Source organism: Streptococcus sp. HMSC070B10 (genome assembly GCF_001808665.1).
Classification (GTDB): Bacteria; Bacillota; Bacilli; order Lactobacillales; family Streptococcaceae; genus Streptococcus.
This window is the reverse complement of sequence record NZ_KV794214.1, coordinates 74,391-78,460: the sequence shown is the minus strand read 5'-3', so window position 1 is coordinate 78,460 and position 4,070 is coordinate 74,391. Positions and strand designations below refer to the sequence as shown.

Genomic DNA, 4,070 nt, shown 5'->3' with positions numbered 1-4,070 from the left:
CAGTTCAGCCAACAGAGCCTTCAGTTACTCCAGTAGATCCAACAGCACCCTCAGACAAGGATAACGCAGGAAGCCTTGACGGAGTGCCAGCTGATAAACCAGCGCCTTCAGATAAGGCGCAAGACAAGGATAACGCAGGTAGCCTAGATGGTGTTCCAGATGAGCAGCCAAAAACTACTGATCAAGCGAACCAGCAAGGGAAGTCACAAATTGGAACAACATCTACATCAACGGGACAGACCGTACATGATGTGACAAAAGATCCTGTTGAAACGAATACAGGAGCTTCAATTGTTAGCACCCAAAACGGAAACGTAGTCCTTTCAGATGGTTCTGTAGTGGCTCCAGAAGAAGTTGGAGGAAAAGTTAACGAAGATAAGACTATCTCTGTTACTGATAAAGAAGGCAAACTCAAAACACTTCCAAACACTGGGACTGCAGAAAGCATTCTGGGTGCTATTGGGACTCTGTTGTTGACAGCGGTTGGCTACTTCTACAAGAAGAAAATGTTTTAAGGTGAAATGGAAAGGTAAAACATTAAATGGCAAAAACACAAGGACACGGATATTTCCGTAAGAAAAAATGGGCTAAAGGTTTAGCGTCAGGTATTGCAATCGCAGGTATTGTAGCCTTCTCTGCAGGTTCAGCATTTGCAGATGAAACAGGCCAGCCTGAAAGCAAAAATGACAATAACATGTATGCTACACAAGCTGGTAAAGCAACAGGAAGCCAGCCTGTAGCGATTGATAATACAGCAGTCACAAAGGCTGCTTCAACAGCTAAGCAAGCAGGAGTAGTTGTATCTGAGACATCAAGCATTGATAAGGGAACGGATACCACTGCTCCAAAACTTGAACAGTCTAAGTCTGAGATCAAACAAGATCAAGAAAAACAGGTCAAGGCGCTTGAAGAAACGACTGCAAAACAAGTCGAAAACAATACCGCCTTCAAGGAAGCGCAGGAAGCCATTCAAGCTAATAATAGCTTTGTGGCCACTGAAAAAGGCAAGCACGAACAGTCAACAACAGTCACCGTTACGAATGACGGTTCGACTGCAACAGATGGAACTGCTGACAAAAACAAGCAAGCTACTAAAACAGCTAAGAAAGTCTTAGCAGAAAACCAGCAAGCTGTCTCAACCTACCTAGAAGAAAAAGGGAAGTACGAAGCTACTGTCAAACAAGCTACTGAATTAAATCAAGCAGTAGAAACTGTAACTGAGCAGTTGAAGAAAGACAACGTTGACGTTAAAGTCATTACACGTACAGTCTCTTCAGTTGCAGAAGTAGAAGCATTGAAGAAACAAAATGACCAGGCTATTGCGACTGCAAAAGGCAAAGTGGAGCTTAACAAAGCCCTGATGGCTGCCTACACAGAGAAGAAGAATGCTAGTGATCAAGTCAATCAAGATGCTGATCGTAAGTCAGCAGATTTGAAACATTCTGGTGTACTTTTAACTTCTAAAACACAGGAAGTTTCTTCAGTAGATGAAGCCAACAAAATTGCCAAACAAAACCAAACGGCCTTTGATAAAGCTAAGAAGACCCAGGCTGAATGGCAGAAGAAATATAATGAACTTCAATCTAAAACAAGTACGGAAGGGTTCACAAAAGAGGTTGTCTTACAGGCTCTAAGTCTTGCAACAGCTAATCCTGAAGCAACAGTAGAGTCCTCTGCTTCAGGAGCGCAGGTAACTACCAAAGATTACATCGCTTCATCAAATGGAACATCAGGCTATACTCGTGTTCTAGACTCAACCAAAGTCTTGAAATACAAAGATGTGGGCAATGGTTGGACAACAGAAATTGATTATACTGGGTTAAACGGCTTAACAGTCACAACCGAGGATGGGAAACAACACAATATTTCTCGTATCCATCGAAAATTTCAAATTGTAAACCAAGGTAAAACTGGCCTAAATGATGTCTATGTCTTAAATGATCCGACTGAGGGCTTTGTAGTAGCTCGAAACGATGGAACAGGTGGAGCTGCGGACTACATGAACTTCCTGGTTACAGATACCTACTACTACAACAATGAGGAAGGCCAAGAAGTAGCTTTCAAGGCTTCTGAAAAGACACCTGCAGCCTTAACCTACTCGTCGCTAAACCACAACCCTATCGGGTGGGAAGGTGCAAAAGCCATCAATGGGACACATGTTGAAATCAATGGCTCAACTGTTACTCAAAACAAGGATTATGGCTATGTTTATGCAGAAGACTATAATCGTGAGGAAGAGGTAGGTCATCTTTGGGATACATCTGACTCACCTTACCAATACAAGGGGGCCGCACTTGGTGTTTTCAAGGAAGGGACAACCTTCACAACCGAATTTATTCAATGGGATGGACCAGAAAGTCCAAATGGCCAAACCTATTGGTTTGCTTTGAATACAAAGGTTGTAGCGCCAGTTGTTGAAGTTCCAGCTACGGCAACTATCACAAAAACAACTGTGAAACCTGTCAAAACTGACCCTGTATCAGCTGAATTGGTCAAAGCGAAAAATCCAACCAAACCAACCTTGGCGCTTAAAACCCTTTCTGAAACCAAAAATCAGAAATTGTCTGCAAGCTATCACGGCTACAAGTTACAATATAAGCCAGTTGTCAGCAAATCTGTAGCAGACACAGACAAGACCAATACAAATGGTCAAACAGTGGTTAAAAATGCTACTCAGACCTACACCTTGAATCATGACAATATCTATGCGAACCTGAAAAAAGGTGACAAGATTACCATCATCGATCCTCTTGAAGCTGGGGCTGTTCCTGATGTAACTGTGACGAAAGCAGCTGCAGAGAAAGCAGGATGGGGCGTTGCTTACGATGCAGGAAGGAATACTTACACCTTTACTGCAACCTACGAAGGGAAGCGTCTAGCAGCTCCAGTGATTACATGGAAGCCTGTCTATGACAAGGGCTTCTATGATAACACTTATAAAGTGTTAGTGAATAACTACGAGGTGTACTCAAATACTGTTACCAACTACACACCGAAACCACCAAAACCAGTCAAAGCTGTTCTGGATCGTTCTGGTAAGAATATAAACGCAGCGACAACATTTGATCGCAACGTGACCTTCCGCTTGATGACAGATTACAGCCCATATACCAAAACTCTTGCTTCAGCGCAAGCACTTGGTAAGAAGTTTGGAATCCTGGATGATGTTCAAGACAAAGCCTTCACAGTTGACCACAGCAAGATCAAGATGACTGCTGCAGGTAAAGACGTGAAAAACATGTTTGACATGTATCACGTCCTTTCAGACAAAGGTCGTACAGATGCAATCAATAAAATCCTGAAGGAATTGAACTTGAATCCTAAAGGTGAGTTTTATCTTTGGGTATCAAAAGATTCCAAGAGTTTCTATCAAAACTACGTGAAACCAAATAAGAATGTTACTGTTGATCTCCCAGCTAAACTACTGGTTAAAGCAGGGGAAATCGTGAAGAACGATTTTAAACAGATTGATTTTGGTAATAGTTATCAGTCAAATCTTGTAACAGTTGAAGTTCCTAACGTGAAACCCGAAAAGCATGCCTTGGATCAAAAGGATAATAAAAAAGTCTTGGACGGCCAAGAAGTACAGATTGGCCAATATATTCGCTATCTACTTGACGGTGTAACCGTTCCAACCAAACACGATAGCCTCTTCCAATATGATGGTAGTGACCAGTTGGATGTGGTTCATGATCGATTCACAGGTAAATGGGAAGGTATTATTCGTGGGACAGAATACCTTGCTGAAAAAGACTTGGTTCTTCCTTATGACGTTATCCTGAAGGATGGAAAAGTAGTCAAAGCTGGCGAAAAAATCGTCAAAGGTACAGCTTATGCCTTCTTGTTTGAAGTGAACCAAGATACGGATCCTAACTTCCTTAAGAAAATTGTGGCCGTCAAATGGGACGAAAAAGCAGGCAAATGGTCTTACGTTATCAACCAGGATTTCCTAAATTCTTTAGGTGTAAAAGGCACGTTCGATGCAGACTTCTATCTAGAAGTCGAACGCATCGCAGCTGGGAAGGTTGAAAATACTTTTATCAATACAGTCAATTTACAAGAGATGACGG

General features: G+C 42.1%; 2 protein-coding genes. Both read left to right on the top strand.

Features of this window, described 5'->3' with window-relative positions:
- A partial coding sequence (locus HMPREF2613_RS07820; protein ID WP_148129958.1) for an LPXTG cell wall anchor domain-containing protein occupies positions 1 to 515 on the top strand: 515 nt, incomplete at its 5' end.
- A gap of 26 nt (positions 516 to 541) precedes the next feature.
- A partial coding sequence (locus HMPREF2613_RS07815; protein WP_070479944.1) for an SspB-related isopeptide-forming adhesin occupies positions 542 to 4,070 on the top strand: 3,529 nt, incomplete at its 3' end.